A 19644-nucleotide genomic window follows, 5' to 3' on the forward strand; every position below is an offset into this window, starting at 1 on the left:
GGGAATCCGGTTCAGCCGGGGAACTCCGCGTGCCCGGCGTTCGGGCCGTACAGCGCGGCCTTGACCGCGGCCAGCAGTTCCTCGAGGCCCACCTGCGTGGCGTCGCCGTCCGGCCCGGTGAAGGTCCAGGTCGTCGTCCACGTGATCGTGTACACCTCGTGGCGGTAGTTCTCGAACTCCACGAACAGGTCGTCCCGGCCCTCCCCGCGGGTCACCGTGCTCACCATGGACTTCAGCCCCGCGAACCCGCGTTTCGCCTGGACCGAACCCGTGGCGCCGCGGTAGCGGTACTTCAGGTACGGCGACGGCGGGCGGTCCCAGCGGGTGCCGCGGATGCCGGTGCCGCGGCTGTAGCGGTACTCGGCGTCCTGGAGGCTCTCGTCGCCGGCCACTTCGCAGCGGTAGACCGGGATGACCGCCCGGACGGCGTCGTTCAGCTCGGCGTCGTCCGGGTACAGGCGGTGCAGGGGCGGGGCCGCGGCGGCCACCGCGTCGAAGCCGTAGCCCGGGTGGGAGAAGCCTTCGGCCAGGGTCAGCGGCGCGTCGGAGGTCAGTTCGGTGCTGTGCGCGCGGGCGAAGGACAGCAGCGCGACGGCCAAGCCTTCGTCGTAGGAATCCAGGGCGTAGGCCTGGAACGCACGCTTGCCGTCGGCGTGCAGGGCAGCGGCGGAATCGAAGCCCGGGGCGGTCGCCCAGTGCCAGGCGTCGGGCAGGTCGTCCAGCGCGGCGACGCCGGGCACCGCCGCGTAGGTCTCGCGTGGATCCACTGTCCGCCTCCCGGTTTCGCCCTGGTCAGTGCAAGGTACACGGATGCCGCGGTCCCGGCTCCGTATCCGCGTAGCGCTCGGTGAGCTGTGCGCCTTCGGACGAATTCTGCGACCGGCCCATGGCCTCCATGTCGTCGGTGTTGTTGTACCAGTCCGCCCGCTCCGCGTCGGTCATGTTGTGGCCCTCGTCGCGCCAGTGCTCCACGACCGGCGGGACGTGTTCGTAGGTCAGGTTCCGGTTGCCGTTCGCGTCGTAGTACGGGATCGGGCGGCCCTGCGCGTCGACCCAGCTCAGCTGGTCGTGCGGGATCCGGGCGCCGGACGCGTCCCGCGGGACGTCGCCGAGGGTGCGGCCTTCGAGTGTCCACTTCGTCGCCATCGCGTCGTGGGTCGATTGCCGGTAGTTGCCGGGGTATTCGGTGCCGCGGTTGTGAACGTGGTCGGCGGGCGGCAGCGACGGGTTGCGTGCCCAGCGGCCGGTCGCCGGGTCCTGGTAGCCGGCCAGGCCCAGCGGGTCGGCGACCGCCAGCGGGTTCGGGACGTAGGTGTAGTGGTTCGCCGACGGGGCCAGCCCGATCGGGTCCGGCGACAGGTACCGCGCGGTGTGCGGGTCGTAGTAGCGGTGCACGTTGTAGTGCAGCCCGGTTTCGTCGTCGTGGTACTGGCCCGGGAAGCGCAGCGGGCAGGTGGCACCGTCCGAAGTGGACATGGCGATGGTGTTGCCCCACAGGCCGCTCGTCCGGTACCAGGCGACCCGGCCGGCCGCGTCGACCAGTTCGGTCGGGGCGCCGATCAGGTCGGCGACGATCGCGTGGAAGCGCGTGTCGACGACCTCGGCGGGCGCGTCGGCGAGCCAGGACCGGGTGGTCTGCGCGATCGGTTCCGCGGAGGCGCCGCGGTAGTCCCAGGACGTGACGGTGGTCCGGCCGTCGACGGTGTGCGCGGCTTCGGCCGGCACGGTGCCGTCCCAGGAGAACGTGGTCTCCTCGGCGATGCCGCCGTCGGCGGCCAGGCGCTGTTTGGCGATCCGGCGGCCGAACGGGTCGTAGCGGTAACGCCAGCGGGTGCCGTCCGGGGTGGTGACGCCGATCAGCTGGTCGCGCTCGTCCCACGCGTACTCCCGGACCCGCCGGCGGCCGGACAGGCTGCGGCGGACCTCCCGGACGACCCGGCCGCCCGCGTCGTAGGAGTAGGAAGTCCGCCCGGCGCTGCGCAGCAGCACGCCGTCCAGCGCGCGGGGGCCCGCCACGTCCGCCCCGTCCTCTGTGGACGGACCGGGTTGCGCGGAGACCAGGTTCCCCAGCGCGTCGTAGGCGTACTGCTCGGTCCAGCCGGCGGCCTGCACGCCGGTGACCCGGCCGCCCGGGGTGAGCGCGAAGACGCGCGGGCCGTGCACGCGGTCGTCGATCGCGAGCACCTGACCGTCGGCGCGGTACCGGAAACTGCGTTCCTGCAGCACGCGCTCCGGATCGCCGTCGGCGAAGAGCCGTTGACCGGTGAGGCGCCCCAGTTCGTCGTGCGTCCGGGCCAGGCTCGCGCGTTCGCCGAGGTGGCGCAGCACCTCCCGGCCGTCCCGGTACTCGAAGGCGACCGTTCCGGCGGTCCCGGTCATCGCGGTTTCCCGCCGCAGCCCGTCGTACTCCCAGCGCGTTTCGACGCCGGACGGGGTGATCCGGCGGACGCGGCGGCCGGCCAGGTCGTACTCGCTGCGCAGCACCCGGCCGTCGACTGATTCGGCGACCGGCCGGCCGAGCGGGTCGCGTTCGTAGGTGACTTCGACGGCGTCGCCGGCGACCCGGCGCAGCCGGCCGCCTTCGTCGTAGTCGTAGGCGATGGTCGTCCCGCGGGAAACCTGCCGGGCCACCCGGCCGCGGACGTCGCGGGTCAGTTCGGTCACCGAACCGTCCGGTTCGGTGCGCGAGGTTAGTGCGCCCATCGCGTCGACGCGGTATTCGAGCGTGCGGCCGGTGAAATCCTGTTCGCCGACCAGGTTCCCGGCCGGGTCGTAGCGGTAGGACCAGGTCTGCCCGGCCGGGTTGCGGACGCCGGTGAGCCGCAGTTCGGTGTCGTGGGTGAAGGTGTGCCGGACGCCGTCCTGGCCGGTGCGCCCGGTGAGCAGGCCGAACGGCCCCCGCTCGAAGACCGTGGTGGCGCCGGTGGCCGAGCGGGCGCGGACCAGGCTGCCTTCGAGGTCGTAGAACCGTTCCTCGCGGTCGCCGTTGGCGGCGGCTCGCCAGGCCAGCGCGCCTTCGCGGGTCCAGCCGTACCGGGTGGTGCGCCCGCGCGGGTCGGTCGCTTCGACCGCCCGGCCGAAGCCGTCGAGCCGGAAGGTGGTGGTTTCGCCATCCGGCGAGGTGATCGACAGCGGGCGGCCGGCGTCGTCGCTGGTGTAGGTCCAGCGGGCGCCGTCCGGTTCGACGGTGGCCACCAGGTGGCCCCGCTCGTCCAGTTCGCTGGTCGCGACCGCGCCCATCGGGTCCACAGTGGACACGATGCGGCCGGCGTCGTCGTAGGTGTGCCGCCAGACCGCGCCGTTCGGCTGGGTCACGGTGACCGGCAGCCGCCACCGCGGGTCGTACTCGATGGTGAGCGCGGTGCCGTCGGGGTAGGTGATCCGCGTCGGGTCGCCGTTGCCGTCGCGTTCGTAGCGGGTGACCGCACCGTTCTTGTCCGTGAACGACAGCAAGCGGTGGAACCGGTCGAACTCGGGGCGTTCGACACCGGAGTTCGGGTCGACCACCGCGGTGATGTGGTTGTGCTCGTCGTAGTGGTACTCGGTGCGCTGCCCGAGGCTGTCGGTGACGACGGTGACCCGGCCGGCGAGGTCGTAGGCGAAGGTCGCGTCGAGGTAGCCGCCGAGGCCAGCGCCGCGGACGACCCGCCCGTCCGGGCCGTAATCGTAGGTGTAGCGGTAGCCGGTGCGGTCGGTCCAGGCGACGATCCGGTCGGCGTCGTCGTAGTCGTACTGGTAGGGCGCGCCGGTCGAGTTCACGATGCCGGAGAGGCGGCCGCGCCGGTCGTAGCGGAACGACACGATCGGCACGTCTTCGCCGTGTTCGCCGCCGCCGAGCAGGCGGTACCCGGTGATGCGGAGGCCGTCCGCGCCGTCGGCGGTGTCGACACCGACCCGGTAGCCGCCGGAATGGGTGACCGCGAGCGGACGGCCGGTTTCGTCGCGCAGGTAGTCGACGCGGTGCCCGCTGCGGTCCGAAAGCGAGCTGAGCTGCCATTCCCCCGCGGCCGTGGGGTGCGGGGCGAACCGCCGGGTCCAGCCGGATTCGACGTCGACGAGCAGGTAGTTCTCCGTGGCCGCATCCCAGCTCAGCGGCCAGCGGGCGCCGTAGCTCGGCAGCACCGGCGAGCCGTCGCGGGCGGGGTGGATGTAGCTGAGGACTTCTGCGTCCATGCCGTAGTAGCGGACGAAGTCGTCGGTCAACACCAGCCGTTGGTCCACTGTGGACGCCCAGCCGGGCCCGAAGGACCGGCCGTCGGCGTAACCCGAGGCGTACGCGCGGTTCAGCACCAGCGGCAGCAGCCCGGGCAGTTCGACGTCGGTGCCCGCGGTGATCATCTGGCCGGACACCGCGTCGACCGGGTCGCCGCCCTTGCCGTCGCAGCCGCCGGTGCCCTCGGACTTCTGGCCGCCGGCCGCCTCCGGATCGGCGCGGCCGGGCGCGCCCGGCTCGCCGCCGTGGTTCCCGGACGGCGTCCCGTCGGGCAGGCCGCCGTCCGGCTCCGGCGCGGACGACGGCGAAGTGCCGTCGTGCGGGGCGCCGGGTTCGTGCGGGGCGGGGTGGCCCGGCTCGGCCGACGAAACGTGCGTGCCGCCTTCGCCGGGACGTCCGTGCACCTCGGACATCACCTTCTTGACCGCGGCGAAGATCTCCTCGAGCTTCGCCAGCAGCGGCCGCAGTTTCTCGACCGAGTTGATCAGCTTCTTGACCAACGCGCCGATCTTCTCGATCCACGCCGACACCTGCTCGACCACCTGCGCCACGACGACCGGCGTGCCGAGCCCGAGCGAGCAGACCTCCTCCAGCGCGTCCTGGATGAAGTCGCCGACCGCCTGGGTGATCATGTCGCGGACCATCGCGCGCACCGCGGCCGTGATCACCCCGACGACCTCGACCACGGTGCTGATGCCCTTCGCGCAGGTCGCGGCCGCGTTGAGGTGGTCGATCTTGTCCTTGACGTTCGCGCGGTAGGCGTCGGCGGCCCGGCCGGCCCAGTGCGCGGTGTCCTTCCGCACGCTGTCGCCGAGGTCTTTCGCCGCTTGTTCCACCGCTTGGGCGATGTTGGCCCAGGTCTGCGAGTAGGCGGTGATCTGGTCGGCGTCGCCTGCCAGCTGGTTCAGCGCGTCCTGCAACGGCTGGACGTGCTCGATCAGCCAGTTGAGCCCGTAGGAGATGAGCGTGCCGACCGGGTTCATCGCGATGGTCAGCAGGTCCATCGCGGTGCCGAGCGCGGCGATACCGCCTTCGATCCAGGAACCGGACTTGATGCCGTCGTAGGCGCCGATCGCGTCGTCGAGGACGTTGATGCCGGTGTGCCAGGTCGTCGAGTCCTGCTTGGCGGCGATCAGCGGATTGCTCACGCCAGGTCCTTGCCGAGGCCGGTGATCCGCTGCGAGTGCGCCTGTTCGGTGTCCTGGTAGGTCTTCGCCGCCTGCCGGATCGACTGCGACAGCGTGCCCATGGCCTGCTGCGCGGCCCCGAGGGTGAGCAGGCCCGGGGTGCTGACGCCGAGCACCATCGGCACGAAGAGCGGGCCGCAGATCAGGCCGTACGCCTGCACGCCCATGGTGACCTGCTCGGCCGCGGCGAGCGCCTGGCCCAGCGTCTGCCCGACCCGTTCGACCGCTTTCGCGTGGGTGAGCAGTTCGTCCGGGCGGACTTCGTAGCCGCCGTCGGTCGCCCCGTCCGGCATGGTCGCCTCCTCGGCTACTCGCGGATCATGACCGGGCCGCCGAAGCCCTCGTCGTCATCGTCGGGCGGGGCCGGCCGCCGCGGCGGCCGCGGTGGCGCGGCTTCGGGTTCGTCGGGGAGCCCGCCGATCCGGGCGGCGGGCGGCGTTCGCTCCGGCTCGGGTTCCGGCTCCGGGAACTTCGCCCGGTAGCTGCCGAGGATGACGTCGCGGGTCCGCGGATCGTCGGCGATCGTGTCCGCCATGACCTCGCCGAGCCGGTCCGGCAGCTTCGACTGCGCGGTGCGGAGCGCGGACAGGACCGCCTTCGCGACCTGATCGCCGGACATCTCCCGGACGCGGTCGGTGATCCGCAGGTCGGTGACGTTGCCGGCGGAGTCGACGGTGACCGTGGCGGTGCCGTCCTGGCTGGCCGCCGACACCGAAACCCGCTCGACGGCCTGCTGCATCGCGCGGTACCGCTCGGCTTTTTGCTTCGCTTGCGCGACCAGCTGATCGACGCGGGCCGCCGCATTCTCTGCTTTGTCCGATATCGGGTCGCTCATCCGGTTTTCGCCCGCCCCCTCGCCGAGTCCGTACGAGGAAACCATCGAATGCGAGCGGGCGTGCGGCGGACGTTCGCGAATTACACCGAATGGCCCACGGCCGTGCCGCCCCGGTGCGCGGCGGGCAGGATGGTGCGGGAGTCCACGTCGACGGTGTACCGGTGCTTTCCTGCGTCCGGCGGGAGAACGCTGGGCGGATCGGGTCGAAGTGCCCGGCGACGGCGCTGCGGAGGTCGTGCTCCGCGAGATGTCCGCTGGGTGGCGGCGGTCCCGCGGTCCCCCGTGGACGAACTGGTGGCCCCGTGGCACCCGGCTGCTCCGGGCGGCGCACCGCATGACCTGCAACCTGTCCGCGCGACGGCCACCGGCTGACTGGGGGAGCGGCCGCGCCGCCTGTACGAGCGGCACGGCTTCGAGGTCTTCGAAAGCCCGGTGAGTGTCGCCGTCCCTTGAGGATTCGCAGCCCCTTTCCCGCGTTGCTCGTGGAAAAGCGGAACAGTCGGGAAAGACCGGCTCGCCCGGCCCCCGCTGTGGCCGCGTAGTAGCTTTTTCCCATGACCGAGGCGGCACATCTGCACGTCGGCTGCGCGATGTGGAACCACAAGGCGTGGCCCGGGCGGTTCCTGCCGCCGTCGCTGCCGGCCAAGGAACGGCTGCGCGCCTACGCCGGCTGGTGCAACGCGGTCGAAGGCAACACCACGTTCTACGCGACGCCCACCCGGGACACGGTCGCGACGTGGGCGCAGCAGACCGGGCCGGAGTTCCGGTTCGTGGTCAAGCTGCCCAGGACCGTCACGCACGAGCGGCGGCTGACCGGGGTCGAGGGGCCGATGCGGGCGTTCCTGGACGCGATGGAGCCGCTCGGCGAGCGGGCGGTGCTGTGGACCCAGCTGCCGGCCTCGTTCGGGCCGCCGGACGTCGACGTACTCGGCCGCTTCCTGCGCCGCCTGCCGGCCGGGCTCCGGCGCGCGGTGGAGGTCCGCCACCCGGACTTCTTCACCGACGCGGCCTCGACGTCGTCGCTGGAGGGCGCGCTCGCGGCCGCGGACGCCGAGTGGGTGCCGTTCGACACCACGGTGTTCTTCCGGCGCCCGCCGGTCACCGAGCTGGAGCAGGAGACGTGGACGATGAAGCCGCGCCTCCCGCGGCGCACACGCGCCCTGACCGACCGCCCGATCGTCCGCTACCTGGGCCGCGATTCGGCGGAGGAAACAGCCGAGGGCTGGCAGCCGTGGTTGGAGGTCGTCGCCGCCTGGCTGCGCGAGGGCCGGAAACCGACGGTGTTCGTCCACACCCCGGACAACGTCGACGCACCGGCGCTGGCCCGCCGGTTCCACGAGGACGTACGGGCGTTGGTGCCGGGGCTGGCGCCGTTGCCCGACCCGGAACCGGTCGAGCCGGCGACCCTGTTCTGAGCCGTCCGGGAAAATATCCTCGGGACCCGTGTCGATCCGCGCGCCGCTCGTTCGACCTGGGGGCGCAGGGCCGGGAGGCGGCCCGCCGGACGAGGAGAGCCCAGATGCCGAAGTACCTGCTGGTCATGCGGGGGACCGACGAGTCGAACGCGGCCATGGTGGCGGACATCGACGCGATGATGGCCACCAGCCGCCAGTTCATCGACGACCTGTTCAAAGCCGGTGTCTACGTCGCCGCCGAAGGGCTGGACGATCCTGCTAAGGGGGTTGTCGTCGACTTCAGTGGGGAGACGCCCGTCGTCACCGATGGGCCGTACGGCGAAACCAAGGAGCTCTTCGGCGGGTTCTTCCTGATCGACGTCGCTTCGAAGGAAGAGGCCGTCGAGTGGGCCAAGCGGGTGCCCGCCGCTCGCGGGGCCAAGGTCGAGGTGCGGCGGGTGCCCGGCAGCGACGAAACCCCGCTGTGAACACCGTCGAGGCCGTCTGGCGGATCGAGTCGGCGCGGATCGTGGCCGCGCTGACCCGGTTCACCGGGGACTTCGGGCTGGCCGAGGACGCGGCTCAGGAGGCGGTGGCCGAGGCGCTCGTGTCGTGGCCGCGGACCCCGCCCGCCGATCCGGCCGGCTGGTTGCTGGCCACGGCCCGGCGGCGGGCGATCGACGTCATCCGCCGCCGGGTCGCCCTCCGGGACCGCTACGCCCTGCTGGCCGCCTCGCCCCCGGTGGCCGAAGAGCCCGATCCCGACCGGATCGACGACGACGTCCTCGCGCTCATGTTCGTCAGCTGCCACCCGGTGCTCTCGCCCGAGGCCCGGGTGGCGCTGACCCTGCGGGTCGTCGCCGGCCTGTCCAGCCAGGAGATCGCCCGGGCGTTCCTGGTCCCCGTGCCGACCGTGCAGGCCCGCATCACCCGCGGCAAGAAGGCGATCGCGGCGGCCGGGGTGCCCTTCGAACTGCCGCCGCCCGCGGAACGCCGGGAGCGGCTGGCCGGCGTGCTCAGCGTCGTCTACGTCATCTTCACCGAAGGATCGACGGCCACCGCGGGTGACCGGCTCGTGCGGCCCGAAGTGGCGTACGAGGCCATCCGGCTGGCCCGCACGCTGGCCGCGCTGCTGCCGGACGAGCCGGAGGTGCACGGCCTGCTCGCGTTGTTCGAACTGACGGCCGCGCGCTTCCCCGCCCGGACCGGCCCCGGCGGATCGCCGATCCTGCTGGCGGACCAGGACCGGCACCGGTGGGACGTCTCGGCCGTCCACCGCGGGCTGGCCGCGCTGGCGAAGGCCGCCGCGGGCGGCCTGGGTCCGTACGGCCTGCAGGCCGCGATCGCGGCCACGCACGCGGCGGCGCCTTCGGTCGAAGCGACCGACTGGGACCGGATCGTGGTCCTCTACGACGCACTGGGCCGGGTCGCGCCGTCACCGGTGGTCGAGCTCAACCGGGCCGTCGCCGTGGCCATGGCCTCGGGCCCGGCGGAAGCGCTGGCCATCGTGGACGACCTGGTCGTCTCCGACCGGCTCTCCGGTTCGCACCTGGTCCCGGCCGTGCGCGGCGAGCTGCTGGCCCGCCTCGGCCGTCGCCCGGAGGCGCGGGCCGAGCTGGAACTGGCGGCCCGGCTGTGCGCCAACGAGCGCGAACGTGCGGTCCTGGTGGGCAAGCTGGCCGCGCTGGACTGACTCAGCCGGTCGCGTACCGGAATTCGCGCAGGGACACGGTTCCGCCGAGAGCTTCGACGCCGATCATGCGGCCGGTGAAGCCGGCCGCGACCTCCGTGGACAGGTAGCGCCCGTCGAACGCGCCGAGCACCTGCGCCCGGTCGTCCGCGCCGAGCACGGACAGCTCGACCAGGTCCGGCTCGGTGACTTCGTGGAGCGGTCCCGAAGGAGCCGGCCGCCGCGCCCGGATCCGCAGGGACACCACGGGACCGGCCGGAACGGTGGTGACGACGTGGCGGGCCGGGCCGATGGTGAGCGTGGCCGTGACCGTCTCGCCGTCGGCGGTGAGGCCGTACCAGTGCCGGTCGTCGATGCGCACGACGAACGCCGCGGTGCCCCGGGAGACGTCGAGGCGCGCCACCGCCGTCCAGTACTCGTCGAGCGCCCGGGTCAGCAGGGGACGCGCGGCGGTGAGGACCAGCTCGCCCGGCGCCGCCCAGCGCGTGAACGTCTCCGGTCCGGCGCCGGGCGCCACCCAGCGCGGGTGCAGCTGCGGGCTCGCGAAACCGTCCGTGAAGCTGTGGTCGGCGGGCTCCACCGGGAACCGGTCCTCGACGACGACGGGCCAGCCGTCCACCCAGTCGACGCCGGCGAGGAAGGTTTCGCGGCCGTTGACGTGGAACTGCGGTGTCTTGCCGCGCGGCCGCACGCCGAGGTACACCATCGCCCAGCTGCCGTCGGGCCGCTCGACCAGGTCGGCGTGTCCGGTGTTCTGCACCGGGTGCGTGGTGCTGCGGTGGGTCAGGACCGGGTTCGACGGCGCGGGCTCGTACGGCCCGTCCGGCGTGCGGGCGCGCGCGACGGTGACGGCGTGGCCGCGTTCGGTGCCGCCTTCGGCGAGCAGCAGGTACCACCAGCCGCCGACGCGGTACAGGTGCGGGCCCTCCGGGGCGGCCAGGCCGGTGCCGGTCCACAGCCGCCGCGGCTCGGCCAGCACCGCTCCGGTGGCCGGGTCGATCGGCGCGCTGGTGATGCCCGGGCGCTCCGGGTGGAACGACGTCCAGGTGAGGTGGCAGACGCCGGCATCGTCCCAGCAGAGGTCGGGGTCGATGCCGTCGGTGCCGGCCACGACGACCGGGTCCGACCACGGCCCGGCCGGGTCTTCCGCCGTCACGATCAGGTGGCCCGGCCGCGGGACGTTCGTGGTGACCAGGTGGAAGCGGCCGTCGTGGTGGCGCAGCGTCGGCGCGAAGACGCCGGTGTTCGCCGCGCCCTCGCTCGGCGGCAGCTGGCTCGGCCGGGTCAGCGCGTGCCCGGCCAGCTCCCAGGAGACGAGGTCGGTGCTGCGCCGGATCGGGACGCCCGGCACGTATTCGAAGCTCGAGTTGGCCAGGTAGTACGTGTCGCCGACCCGGCAGATCGACGGGTCGGGGTGGAACCCCGGAACGATCGGGACCGTCATCGTGTCTCCTCGCGGGTGCCCGCCGCCGTCCGGGTTGGAGTGCTGGTTCTCGTTCCGGCCGCAGTCCACGGTGAAGGTGCCGGTGGCCACGGCCAGCGCGAGCAGGCCCGTGGCGATCTTGGTCCGTCGGGAGATGCGGTGCTTTCCCGCGTTTCCGGGCGATCAACGGGAGGCGGGCACGGCGTAATCGTGACCCGTGCCCGCCCCGTTGTCCAGTGCTTCGCCTGTGAGGAAAGAGTTCTGCAGGAGTGGTGAACCGGGAGCCGTGTACCCGGGTGGAGCGCGGAGTGCGGGGTCAGTCGTCCAGCATGGTCAGGCTCGGTGTTTCCCCGGGGCCGACCGGGAAGTAGGCCAGGAACGTGACGCCGTCACCTTCCGGGTCGAACCGGGCGATCCGCGCCGATTCGGGCTCGTGGAAGACGTCGCCGGGGGCGAGCACGGTTTCCGGCTCGCCTTCGATCTGATAAACGGCCGAGCCCGTTTCGATGCTGCCGAACACCGGTCCGTTGTGGACGTGCCGGCCGAGGTGTTCGCCGGGGGCGATGGTGATCCGGCGGATTTCGACGTGATCGACGACGCGGGGCGCCGGGAGCTGCTGGTTCAGCAGCAGGGTGCGGGTGATCGCCGGGACGGCGGCGGGTTCGCCTTCGCCCACGGCGTCACCGAGCTCGGTCGGCGTGCCGTCGGCGGGCAGTTCTTCGATGGCCAGGTGGGTCATCGGTGTCGTGTCGGTGGCGCCGTGCCAGTGCCACTCGCCGGCGGCGACGCGGACCGTGTCGCCCGGCCGGATCAGCTGCGCCGGGCCACCGCGGCGCTGGACGTAGCCGGTGCCTTCGGTGACGACGAGGACCTGGCCGAGCGGGTGCCGGTGCCAGCGCGTGCGGGCGCCGGGAGCGAACTGCACGCGGTCGACCCGGGTCCGGGACGGGCCTTCGGGGACGGCGAGCGCGGTGACCCAGGCGCTGCCGGTGACGGCTTCGGCGGGCGCGGGCACGCTGGTGGACGGAACGCGGCGGACGTGCACGGCGGGTTCTCCTGGGGGTCAGAGGGCGGCGAGCAGGGCGAGCACGCCGGAAACGGCCTGGTCGAACGGTTCGGGGGCGTTCGCGGCGCGGGCGAGCACGTAGCCGCCCTGCAGGACGGCGATGATCGTGGCGGCCAGCGCGGCGGTGTCCAGTGCCGCGGGCAGCTCACCCGCGTCCCGGCCTTCGTCGAGGACTCCGGCCAGCCGGGCGCGCACCCGGGTGAGGGTTTCGTCGACCGGGCCGCGCAGGACAGGGTCGGCGACGACGTCGGGGTCCTGCGCGAGCCGGCCGATCGGGCAGCCCTTGAGCACTTCGCGCTCACGTCGCAGGTAGGCGGTGATGCGCTCGACGGCGGTGCCGGGCCCGCGCAGCTGCGCGTCCGCCGAGGCCAGGAGTTCTTCGGCGCTGCGCCGCACGGCGGCCAGTGCGAGGTCCTTCTTGCCGGCGAAGTGGTGGTACATGCTGCCCTGGCCGGCGCCCGCGCGCTGCTGGATGGCCTTGGGGCTGGTGCCGACGTAGCCGCGTTCCCACAGCAGCTCGCGGGCGCTGTCGACGAGCTGGTCCCGGGTTCCCATGCCCGCAGACTGTACATACCAGTAGGTACAGACGCAACGTTGTCACAGGTCCTCGCCGGGCGGTGTCTTGAGGGCCGGACACCGCCGTCGGCGGGGTGCTGCCGGCGGAGTGCTGCCGGTGGTGGGTGCGATGATCACGCACGTGCGGCACGGCAGCGCCGGGTTCGCCCGTGCTGAAGGAGCCGTCATGAGCGATCCGACCGAGGCGTTCGTCGCCCACCGGAACCTGCTGTTCACCGTCGCCTACGAGATGCTGGGCTCGGCGGCCGACGCGGAGGACGTCCTCCAGGAGACGTGGCTGCGCTGGGCCGAGGTCGACCCGGCCGAGGTGCGCGACGAGCGCGCGTACCTGGTCCGCATCACGACCCGCCTGTCGCTGAACCGGCTGCGCACGCTGCAGCGCCGCAAGGAGGCGTACGTCGGGCCGTGGCTGCCCGAGCCGTTGCTGACCACACCGGACGTCGCGGAGGACGTCGAGCTGGCGGAAAGCGTGTCGATGGCGCTGATGCTGGTCCTGGAGACGCTGGCGCCGACCGAACGCGCGGTGTTCGTGCTGCGCGAGGTGTTCGAAGTCGGCTACGACGAAATCGCCGAAGCGGTGGGCAAAAGCCCGGCGGCGGTCCGCCAGATCGCCCACCGCGCCCGCCGCCACGTGGACGCCCGCCGCCCGCGCGAGGTCGTTTCGGCGCGCGAGACACGGGCGGTGCTGGAATCGTTCCAGCGGGCGCTGGAGGGTCAGGACCTGCAGGGCCTGCTGGACTTGCTGGCACCGGACGTGGTGCTGCTGAGCGACGGCGGCGGCGTGAAGCAGGCGGCCCTGCGCCCGGTGACGGGAGCGGACAAGGTGACCCGCTTCATCATCGGCGGCATCGGCCGGACGGCGCTGCAGGTGACCACGGCACCGGTGACGGTGAACGGCAACCCGGGGCTGGCGCTGCACGTGGACGACGTGTTCGACGGCATCATGGCGGTCCGCGTGGAAGGCGGCCGGATCAGCGGGTTGTACTTCGTGCGGAACCCGGAGAAGCTGACCCGGGTGGCGGCGCAGACGCCGTTGACCTTGCGCTGAGGGGAAGTGGTGGCGACGTGTGCCGGTACGCGGAGGTGACGTACAAGGTCCACTACGTCTGCGTGCCGTGCCGGCGGAGCCTCAAGCGCCTCTGGAGCGGGAGCGGGCCCCCTTGTCCCGGGTGCCGCCGGCCGATGGTGTTCGCCGGGCACGACTTCGCGGCACCGCCGCGGCGCGACGGCTCCGGGTGGGCGGCGGTCGCGGCGGTCCTCGCCGCCGGTTTGCGGTACGAGGGCTTCGAGCCGTGCGGGTGCGGCCGCGAACCGTCGTTCCGGCCCCGGACCGCGGCGCAGGTGCGCGCCCGGCGGCGGGTGGCCCGGCGCGAAGGCGTCCCCGAAGCCGAGGCGCTCGCCGCGCGGGACCCCCACGACCTCGGCTGAACCATCGCGGCTGCTTTACATCAACTGAGTGATTGTCAACCGAGCTGTACATCACCTATCGTCTTGTCCACTCAGCCGCCAAGGAGGGTGTGATGGGCGAAGCGATCGGAACCGTGCCTGCCGGCTCGACGGACCTGTGGCGCGACCGCAAGCGGTACCTCTGGCTGATCGGCCTGGTCGTGCCCTCCCTGGCGTTCCTGGCCATCGGGCTGCACGCCGCCACCGGGTGGGGCGGGTGGTTCTGGATCGGGCCCGTCGTGATCCTCGTGGTCGTGCCCCTCATCGACCTCGTCGCCGGGCTGGACCGGAGCAATCCGCCCGACGACGTCATCGCGCGGCTGGAGAACGACCGCTACTACCGGTGGATCACCTTCGCCTTCCTGCCGGTCCAGTACCTCGGCTTCGCGGCGGCGTTCTGGCTGGTCGCGCACGGCGGGCTCACCGTCGCGGACAAGGTCGGGCTGGCCGTGTCGATCGGGTGCATCGGCGGCATCGGCATCAACACCGCGCACGAACTGGGGCACAAGAAGGAAAGCCACGAGCGCTGGCTGTCGAAGATCGCGCTGGCGCAGAGTTTCTACGGCCACTTCCACATCGAGCACAACCGCGGCCACCACGTCCGCGTGGCGACGCCGGAAGACCCGGCGAGCAGCCGCGTCGGCGAAAGCTTCTACCGCTTCTGGCCGCGGACGGTCTTCGGGTCGCTGAAGTCGGCGTGGCGGCTGGAGCGCAAGCGCTACGCCCGGCGCGACCGCCACCCGTACCGGCTCGGCAACGACGTGCTCAACGCGTGGCTGATGTCCGCGGCGCTGTGGGCGGCGATGGTGCTGTGGCTCGGTGCCGGTGTCCTGCCCTACCTCGTGATCCAGGCCGTCGTCGGGTTTTCGCTGCTGGAGGTGGTCAACTACATGGAGCACTACGGCATGCTGCGGCAGCGGGTCGGCGAGCCCGGGCGGCGCCGGTACGAGCGCGTCGATCCCAGCCACAGCTGGAATTCCAACAACATCGCCACGAACGTCCTGCTCTACCACCTGCAGCGGCACAGCGACCACCACGCCAACCCGGTCCGCCGCTACCAGACCCTGCGCGACTTCGCCGAGTCGCCGGTGCTGCCGACCGGGTACGCCGGGATGATCGTGCTGGCGCTCGTCCCGCCGCTGTGGCGCCGGGTGATGGACCCGCGGGTGCTCGCCCACTACGGCGGCGACATCTCGCGCGCCAACATCCAGCCGGGCAAGCGCGCGAAGGTGCTGGCGCGCTACGGAACCCGCGTCACGGCCGCCGCCCGCGAGATCGCCGACACCCGCGGCGACGCCACCGAAGGCGGCCGGTGTCCCGGCTGCGGGTACGTCTACGACGAGCGGCGCGGCGATCCGCGGGAGGGCTTCCCGGCGGGCACGCCGTGGGCGGCGATCCCGGACTCCTGGTGCTGCCCGGACTGCGGCGTGCGCGAGAAGGTCGACTTCGTCGCGCCGGGGCGGGTGGGGCCCGCCGTGGGTGGCACGACCTAGAATACCGATCATGAGCAGGGCGCTTCCGGTGCCGGCGGAGGGCGGTCAGCACCGGCGGCCGATCATCGCCGCGGCGATCGAGCTGACGGCGAAGTCCGGCTGGCAGGCGGTCACGATGGCCCGGCTGGCCGAGCTGGCGGGCGTCAGCCGCCAGACGGTGTACAACGAGATCGGCTCCAAGGCGGCGCTGGCCGAAGCGATGGTCGCGCACGAGCTCGACCGGTTCCTGTCGGTGGTCGGCGCCGCGTTCGACCGCCACCCGCAAGACCTGGTCGAGGCGATCTACGACGCGGTCCGCGCGGTCCTCGAGCTGGCCGACGACAACACATTGCTGCGCGCGATCGCCTCCGCAACGCACGGCACGGCCCCGGAGCTCCTGCCGCTGCTGACCACGGACGCCAGCGCACTGCTGACGCAGACGAAGACCGTGCTGGCCGCCCGCGTCGCGGCGTACCACCCGCCTCTGGGCGACGACCAGGTGACGGTGGTGATCGACCTCGTCGTCCGCACGGTCCTCAGCCACGTGATGCAGCCGTCGGACACACCGGCCCGCACCGCGGACGCCGTGGCGTGGGTCGTGGCGCGGCTCCTCGGGATCACGGCGGACCCGCCGTTGCGGCACACTTAAGGCCTCGCTCCAGGCTCAGCGCAGCCCGTGGCGGTCCAGCCAGCCCGCGATCTCCGCGGCGATCTCCTTGGGCCGGTCTTCCTGGGCGTGGTGCCCGGCCTCCCCGCCGTCGACGATCTCCAGCGCCGCGATGTGCTCGGCGCACCACTGGGCCATCTTCTCGCCGATGAGCAGCGTCGGCGAGCCCTCGAACGTCATGAGCAGCTTCGGCGTGTTCTCGCTGCCGGCCAGCCACTCGTCGTAGGCCTCGATGCGCGCGACGAGCTCCGCCGGGTCGCCGCCGAGGGGCAGCTGGCGTGCCCAGGCGAGCACCGGGCGGCGGCTTTCCGGGGTCGGGAACGGGGCGAGGTGGGCGGCCAGGTCGTCGTCGCTCACCGGGGTGCGCACGCCGCCGGTGAACGCCTGGCGGATGAACAAGTCCCGGGCCAGCACCAGTTCTTCGCCGACGCCGGGCGTGCGGATCTTGCGCGAGCGCTCGGCCGCCTGCGGGCTCAGGTCTTCCCAGGCCATCGGCTTCACCATGGTCTCGAAGAACGCCAGCCCGCGGACCCGGCCGGGGTGGCGGGCCGCCCGGTCGAACGCGAGCGCGCCGCCCCAGTCGTGGCCGACCAGGACGACCTCGTCCAAGCCGAGCGCGTCGAACCACGCGTCGAGGTGGGCGGCGTGGTCGGCGAAGGTGTAGGCGATGTCCGGCTTGGGCGAGCGGCCCATGCCGATGAGGTCGGGGGCCAGCAGCCGCCCCGCGCCGATGTGCGGGAGGACGTTGCGCCAGCTGTGCGACGAGCCGGGGTTGCCGTGCAGGAAGACGATCGGGGTGCCGGTGCCGGTTTCTTCGTGGTGCAGCATGACTTTCCCTTCAGGAATCGAGTGGGGTGTCCAGGAGGACGGTGAGTTCGCGCGCCAGTGCCGCGGTGCGCTCGCCGTGCCGGCCGCCGAGCGGGGCGAGGAGCCGGTCGAGCAGCTCGGCCACGGTGTCGATCGCCGGCTCGGTCACCTCGCGCCCGCGGTCGGTCAGGCGCAGCCGGACGGTCCGGGTGTCCGCCGGGTCGCGGGTGCGCTCGACGAGCCCGTCGGCGTCGAGCGTGCGGGCGAGCTTGGAGACGTAGAGCGCTTCCAGTCCGGTGTGGTCGGCCAGCTCACGCTGGCTCGGGCTCGCCCCCGCGCGCTCCAGGCCGAAGAGCGAGGACAGGAAGACGTACTGCGCGTGCGTCAGCCCGATCGGGGCGAGCGCGCGGTCGACGGCGACCCGCCACTTCGTGGAGAGGCGCCAGACGAGGTGTCCCGGAGTGCTCATGCCAAAAACTGTACATGGCTACTAAATACATGGCTACTAATTTCGATCGCCGCCGGCGCCACCGGGTGCGGTGCCGGTCAGCCGGCGAGTTCGCGGATGCGCTCCATGGCCCGCCGGACCTCGGCGAAGCCGGTGGTGAGCGGGCTCAGCCCGATCCGGATGCCGTCGGGACGGCGGAAGTCGATGAGCACGCCGTGCTCGATCAGCACGCGCGAAAGCCGTTCGGCGTCCGGGTGGCGCAGGGTGACGTGCCCGGCTCGGCGCTCGTCGTCACGCGGGGAAGCGACCGTGAACCCGAGCGGGACGAGCCACGCGTCGGCCAGCGCGAGCACCCACCGGCCCAGCGCCACGGCCTTGGCCCGCACGCGGTCGATGCCCGCTTCCGCCAGCAGCGCAACGCCTTCCTGGACGCCGACCATGCCGAGCACCGGCGGCGTGCCGGAGAGCGCCCGCCGGATCCCGGGCGCGGGCACGTACTCCGCGGCCATGCCGAAGGTGTCGGCGGCACCCATCCAGCCGGTGACGGGCTGGCCGAACGTCTCGTGGTGCCGCGCGTTGACGTAGAGGAACGCGGGCGCGCCGGGCCCGGCGTTGAGGAACTTGTACGTGCAGCCGACGGCGAAGTCGGCCTCCGCCGCGTCGAGCTCGACGGGGATCGAGCCGACGCTGTGGCAGAGGTCCCAGACGACGAGGCCGCCGCGCTCGTGCACCAGCCGCGTGACGGCGGCGAGGTCGGTGATCGCCGCGGTCCGGTAGTCCACGTGGGACAGGGTGACCACCGCGGTCCGCGACCCGGTCACCGCGGCGACGTCGTCGCTCCCGGCCCACCGGACGGTCAGGCCGAGTTCGGCCGCGACGCTCTCGACGAGGAACCGGTCGGTGGGGAAGTTCGCGGTGTCGGTGACGATCTCGTCCCGGCCGGGCCGCAGCGCGACGGCGGCCCGCAGCGCCTTGTAGAGGCAGACGGAGGTCGAGTCGGCGACGATCGTCTGTCCCGGCGCGGCGCCGAGCGCGACGCGGCCCAGCTCGTCCCCGATCTCCTCGGGCAGCGTGAGCCAGCGTTCGTCCCACGACCGGATCAGCCGGGCGCCCCACTCGTGCGTGACGAGCTCCTGCAGCCGCTCGGCGGTGGCCCGCAGCGGACGGCCGAGCGAGTTCCCGTCGAGGTAGGCGACGACGCCGGGGTCGGTGATCGGCACGAACCGTTCGCGGAAGGCGGCGAGTTCGTCCTCGGCGTCGAGGCGGTTGGCGTGCTGGGCTGAGGTGTCCGCGGCGGTCAGCGGTCCTTCTCCTTCACCCGCACCGTTTCCTTCCGCACCTCGGCCTGGGTGGCGCGCTCCCGGACCAGCCAGTCCGGGCTTTCCGCCTTCAGCGCTTCGATCTGCTCGGTCGTCAGCGGCTCGGTGATCCCGCCGCGGGTGAGGCCGCCGATGGAGACGCCCAGCTTCGCCGCGACCACCGGACGCGGGTGCGGACCCGTGCGGCGCAGCTCCCGCAGCCACTCCGGCGGGTCGGTCTGCAACGCGTTCAGCTCGTCGCGCGTGACCACGCCCTCCTGGAACTCCGCGGGGGTGGCTTCGAGGTACACACCCAGCTTCTTCGCCGCCGTCGCGGGCTTCATCGTCTGGGTGGTCTTGTGCGACGTCATGCCGTCCAGGGTAGCCAGCGTCACTCCCGGTAACCTGACCCGGTGACCTCTTTCAAGCTCGCGTACGTCCCGGGAGCGACGCCCGCCAAGTGGGTGCGGACCTGGGCCGAGCGGGTGCCGGAGGTGCCGCTGACGCTCGTCCCGGTCGCCGCCGCGGACGCGACCGGGCTGCTGCGCGCCCGGGACGCCGACGCGGCGCTGCTGCGGTCGCCGATCGACCGGGACGGCCTGCACGCGATCCCGCTCTACACCGAGACGACGGTCGTCGTGGTGCCGAAGGACCACCTGATCGCGGCGGCGGACGAGGTGTCCACGGCGGACTTGGCGGACGAGGTCGTGCTGCACCCGCTCGACGACACGCTGGAGTGGCCGGCGTGGCCCGGCCGTCCCGCGGTGTCGCGGCCGGAGACGACGGCGGACGCGATCGAGCTGGTCGCGGCCGGGGCCGGGGTGCTCGTCGTCCCGCAGTCGCTCGCCCGGCTGCACCACCGCCGCGACCTCACCTACCGGCCGGTCGAGGACGCGCCGCAGTCGGACGTCGCGCTCTCGTGGCTGGAGGAGGAGACGACGGACCTGATGGAGGAGTTCATCGGGATCGTCCGCGGCCGGACGGTGAACAGCACGCGCGGGCGCCCGCAGGCGCCGGCCGAGCGCAAGCGCCCGGAGCGCAAGCCCGCCGCGGCGAAGGCCGCGGCGAAACCGGCCCGGCGGGGCGGCGGCGCGGGGAAGCGGCGCCGGCGGGGCTGAGCCG

At 72.8% G+C, this 19644-nt stretch carries 19 protein-coding genes; 8 read left to right on the forward strand and 11 right to left on the reverse strand.

Going from position 1 to position 19644, the window contains the following annotated elements; genetic code table 11:
* Window positions 1-11 precede the first annotated feature (11 nt).
* Genes ACLJPY_RS30840 through ACLJPY_RS30855 form a run of 4 tightly spaced genes read right to left on the reverse strand, consistent with a single transcriptional unit; the run spans window position 12 to window position 6235 of the window.
* Complete coding sequence (locus ACLJPY_RS30840; protein ID WP_410593711.1) at window positions 12-767, reverse strand: hypothetical protein; 756 nt, start codon at window positions 765-767, stop codon at window positions 12-14.
* A 25-nt stretch (window positions 768-792) separates the two neighbouring features.
* On the reverse strand, window positions 793-5361 hold the full coding sequence (locus ACLJPY_RS30845; protein ID WP_410593713.1) for an RHS repeat-associated core domain-containing protein: 4569 nt from the start codon (window positions 5359-5361) through the stop codon (window positions 793-795).
* On the reverse strand, window positions 5358-5693 hold the full coding sequence (locus tag ACLJPY_RS30850; protein ID WP_410593715.1) for a type VII secretion target: 336 nt from the start codon (window positions 5691-5693) through the stop codon (window positions 5358-5360). The genes ACLJPY_RS30845 and ACLJPY_RS30850 overlap by 4 nt, the downstream gene beginning before the upstream one ends.
* Before the next feature lie 14 nt (window positions 5694-5707).
* Window positions 5708-6235, reverse strand: a complete 528-nt coding sequence (locus ACLJPY_RS30855; RefSeq protein WP_410593716.1) for a YbaB/EbfC family nucleoid-associated protein — start codon at window positions 6233-6235, stop codon at window positions 5708-5710.
* Window positions 6236-6825: 590 nt separating this feature from the next.
* Between ACLJPY_RS30855 and ACLJPY_RS30860 the strand changes: the two genes are divergently transcribed.
* The 3 genes from ACLJPY_RS30860 (at window position 6826) to ACLJPY_RS30870 (ending at window position 9322) form a co-directional block, all read left to right on the forward strand.
* Complete coding sequence (locus tag ACLJPY_RS30860) at window positions 6826-7650, forward strand: DUF72 domain-containing protein (protein ID WP_410594058.1); 825 nt, start codon at window positions 6826-6828, stop codon at window positions 7648-7650.
* 104 nt (window positions 7651-7754) lie between these two features.
* Entirely contained in the window at window positions 7755-8117 is a 363-nt protein-coding gene (locus tag ACLJPY_RS30865; protein ID WP_410593717.1) for a YciI family protein, read from the forward strand.
* Window positions 8114-9322 (forward strand): RNA polymerase sigma factor, encoded by a 1209-nt coding sequence (locus ACLJPY_RS30870; protein ID WP_410593718.1) that lies wholly within the window; start codon window positions 8114-8116, stop codon window positions 9320-9322. The genes ACLJPY_RS30865 and ACLJPY_RS30870 overlap by 4 nt, the downstream gene beginning before the upstream one ends.
* A gap of 1 nt (window position 9323) precedes the next feature.
* On the opposite strand, the gene ACLJPY_RS30875 is transcribed toward ACLJPY_RS30870, so the two are convergent.
* The 3 genes from ACLJPY_RS30875 to ACLJPY_RS30885 all read right to left on the reverse strand — a co-directional run bounded on the left by ACLJPY_RS30875 (window position 9324) and on the right by ACLJPY_RS30885 (window position 12363).
* A complete protein-coding gene (locus ACLJPY_RS30875) occupies window positions 9324-10763 on the reverse strand; it encodes a family 43 glycosylhydrolase (RefSeq protein ID WP_410593719.1) in 1440 nt (479 codons plus the stop codon).
* A gap of 295 nt (window positions 10764-11058) precedes the next feature.
* A complete protein-coding gene (locus ACLJPY_RS30880; RefSeq protein ID WP_410593721.1) occupies window positions 11059-11787 on the reverse strand; it encodes a cupin domain-containing protein in 729 nt (242 codons plus the stop codon).
* An 18-nt stretch (window positions 11788-11805) separates the two neighbouring features.
* A complete protein-coding gene (locus ACLJPY_RS30885; protein WP_410593722.1) occupies window positions 11806-12363 on the reverse strand; it encodes a TetR/AcrR family transcriptional regulator in 558 nt (185 codons plus the stop codon).
* 187 nt (window positions 12364-12550) lie between these two features.
* Between ACLJPY_RS30885 and ACLJPY_RS30890 the strand changes: the two genes are divergently transcribed.
* The 4 genes from ACLJPY_RS30890 (at window position 12551) to ACLJPY_RS30905 (ending at window position 15951) form a co-directional block, all read left to right on the forward strand.
* Entirely contained in the window at window positions 12551-13432 is an 882-nt protein-coding gene (locus tag ACLJPY_RS30890; RefSeq protein WP_410593724.1) for an RNA polymerase sigma-70 factor, read from the forward strand.
* 17 nt (window positions 13433-13449) lie between these two features.
* The gene (locus ACLJPY_RS30895) at window positions 13450-13812 is read left to right on the forward strand and encodes a hypothetical protein (RefSeq protein ID WP_410593726.1); all 363 of its coding nucleotides are present in this window, start codon (window positions 13450-13452) and stop codon (window positions 13810-13812) included.
* Between the two features lie 92 nt (window positions 13813-13904).
* Window positions 13905-15323 carry a fatty acid desaturase gene (locus tag ACLJPY_RS30900; protein WP_410593727.1) on the forward strand — a complete coding sequence of 473 codons (1419 nt, stop codon included), beginning with the start codon at window positions 13905-13907 and terminating at the stop codon, window positions 15321-15323.
* Between the two features lies 1 nt (window position 15324).
* On the forward strand, window positions 15325-15951 hold the full coding sequence (locus ACLJPY_RS30905) for a TetR family transcriptional regulator (protein ID WP_410594060.1): 627 nt from the start codon (window positions 15325-15327) through the stop codon (window positions 15949-15951).
* A 15-nt stretch (window positions 15952-15966) separates the two neighbouring features.
* On the opposite strand, the gene ACLJPY_RS30910 is transcribed toward ACLJPY_RS30905, so the two are convergent.
* The 4 genes from ACLJPY_RS30910 to ACLJPY_RS30925 all read right to left on the reverse strand — a co-directional run bounded on the left by ACLJPY_RS30910 (window position 15967) and on the right by ACLJPY_RS30925 (window position 18893).
* A complete protein-coding gene (locus ACLJPY_RS30910) occupies window positions 15967-16797 on the reverse strand; it encodes a haloalkane dehalogenase (RefSeq protein ID WP_410593729.1) in 831 nt (276 codons plus the stop codon).
* Between the two features lie 10 nt (window positions 16798-16807).
* On the reverse strand, window positions 16808-17245 hold the full coding sequence (locus ACLJPY_RS30915) for a MarR family winged helix-turn-helix transcriptional regulator (protein ID WP_410593731.1): 438 nt from the start codon (window positions 17243-17245) through the stop codon (window positions 16808-16810).
* Window positions 17246-17322: 77 nt separating this feature from the next.
* Entirely contained in the window at window positions 17323-18444 is a 1122-nt protein-coding gene (locus ACLJPY_RS30920; protein ID WP_410593733.1) for a kynureninase, read from the reverse strand.
* Window positions 18445-18521: 77 nt separating this feature from the next.
* Window positions 18522-18893, reverse strand: coding sequence for a DUF5997 family protein (locus tag ACLJPY_RS30925; protein WP_410593734.1), 372 nt, complete (start codon window positions 18891-18893; stop codon window positions 18522-18524).
* Window positions 18894-18935: 42 nt separating this feature from the next.
* Between ACLJPY_RS30925 and ACLJPY_RS30930 the strand changes: the two genes are divergently transcribed.
* Entirely contained in the window at window positions 18936-19640 is a 705-nt protein-coding gene (locus tag ACLJPY_RS30930; RefSeq protein WP_410593736.1) for a LysR family substrate-binding domain-containing protein, read from the forward strand.
* Window positions 19641-19644 lie beyond the last annotated feature (4 nt).

Origin of the sequence: Amycolatopsis sp. lyj-23 (assembly GCF_046549135.1) — a bacterium.
Taxonomy (GTDB): domain Bacteria; phylum Actinomycetota; class Actinomycetes; order Mycobacteriales; family Pseudonocardiaceae; genus Amycolatopsis.